We start from the raw sequence: 1,653 nt of genomic DNA, 5'->3' as shown, positions 1-1,653 counted from the left end.
GCCGGCCTGTGGCGACGCCGTTGCGCTGCGGGCCGCGGTGAGCAGGCCGTCGCGCATCTGGCGACGCATCGCCTCGGTCTTGGGGTCGCCGGGCTCGGAAGCACCCATTCCCGTGGGCATCGACGCATTGAAGCGGTCGCTGAGCATGAGCGTCAGCAGCGCCTCGAACACGTTGTTGCCCCCGCCGCCACCGTGGGAATCGCCCTGCGACTGCCCACCGCCGAGCATGATCTTGGGCACCACGTCGACTCCGGAGCGCTCGATGGCCTCGGCGAACCGGCTCATCACCTGCTGGGTGAGCTGGAAGCGCGGACCACCATACGCCTTGACCTGCTCCTCGATGGCGATGGCCTGGGCGATACCGATGCGCGCGGTCTTGTCGGCTTCGGCCTCACCGAGGCTTCGGATGCGGGACGCCTCGGCCTCGGCCAGAAGACGAACGCGGGACGCGTCGGCTTCAGCCAGGGTGCGGTTCTTGTTGGCCTCGGCCTGCGCCATGGTCGCCATCTGATCGCGCTGCTGCAACGCGCGCTGGGCCTCGGCCTTGCCCTGGTTGCTCTGCACGATGATGGCCAGCTCGGACTCGGTGAGGTGAGACTGCTGCTTGGCCTTGGCCTCGGCCTCGCGCAGCTCGCGCTCCTTGACGGCCGCCTCTTCCTGACGGGCATAGGTCTCGATCTGCTCGGTGGAGATCTGGCGCATGCGCAGCTGGGTGAGGATGTCCTCGATGCGCTTGTCGCCCTCGGACGACGTGGGGGTGCCGATGAGCACCTCTTGCAGCTCGAGGTTGTACTGGGCGAACTTCTCCTTCATCTCGTCAGACGCAAGCTGCTGGATGCTGCTGCGATCTTGAATGAGCTGGATGAGGGTTCGCGTCTGCCCGACGTTCTTGAAGTAGGCCGCCACCATGGGGTCGAGGGTCTGATCGACCAGGCGCTTGATGTCGCCGAAGCGCTGAATCACGAGCGGCGCCTTGCGGTAGTCGATGTGAACCACCACCGAGAGAGGCAGCAGCGGCTCGAAGGCGTCCTTGGTGATGAGCTTCACCTCGGAGAGGTTCTCGTCGAACTTGTGAGAGCCCGTCTCGCTGCTCTGCCACTTCAAGATGAAGTTGGTGGTGGGCACCATCACGACCTTGCCAGCGTAGGTGTTGAAGGCATACTTGCCCGGCATAAGGCCCACGTTCCACACGCCGCGATTTCCCTTGGCCACCATCTCGCCGTGCTTGTAGTCCTGACCCGAGAGGTCGCCCCCGATGTCGCCCGTGTACGACACCACGACGCCCACGGTGCCGACCTCAACGGACGTCTTGGGGATGAGCTCGACAGTGGCGAAGAGGCGGTTGATGAAGTAGGTGCCCTCGACCAGGGTCTGCAGCTGGCGGCCGCGATAGCCGCCGGCCCGCAGGAAGGCCTCGGGATCCTGGAAGTTGTTGTGGAAGGTGCTGTGGTTCGTCACGTCCTGCCCGACGATCTCGGCCACGATCTCACCCGCGGGCAGGGCCGGACCGTCGTGAACGGTGACCACGCCCACGGCGTCTTCCGTGATGATGACGGGATGGAAGCCGCCACGGCGGGCGATGTCTTCGGCGGCCTGCTGCAGCCGCTGGTCTTCGTCGTAGTTCATGCGCAGGGCGTACACCTGGTCTTCGGT

General features: G+C 65.5%; 1 protein-coding gene. It reads right to left on the bottom strand.

Annotated elements, in window-relative coordinates:
- Nucleotides 1-1,653: flotillin family protein (locus tag EB084_24900; GenBank protein NDD31503.1), on the bottom strand; the 1,653-nt coding region annotated here is incomplete at both ends.

It is taken from the genome of Pseudomonadota bacterium, assembly GCA_010028905.1.
In the GTDB taxonomy this organism is placed as follows: Bacteria; Vulcanimicrobiota; Xenobia; order RGZZ01; family RGZZ01; genus RGZZ01.
Note: the sequence above shows the minus strand (reverse complement) of the source record. Positions and strands in the feature narration are given on the sequence as shown.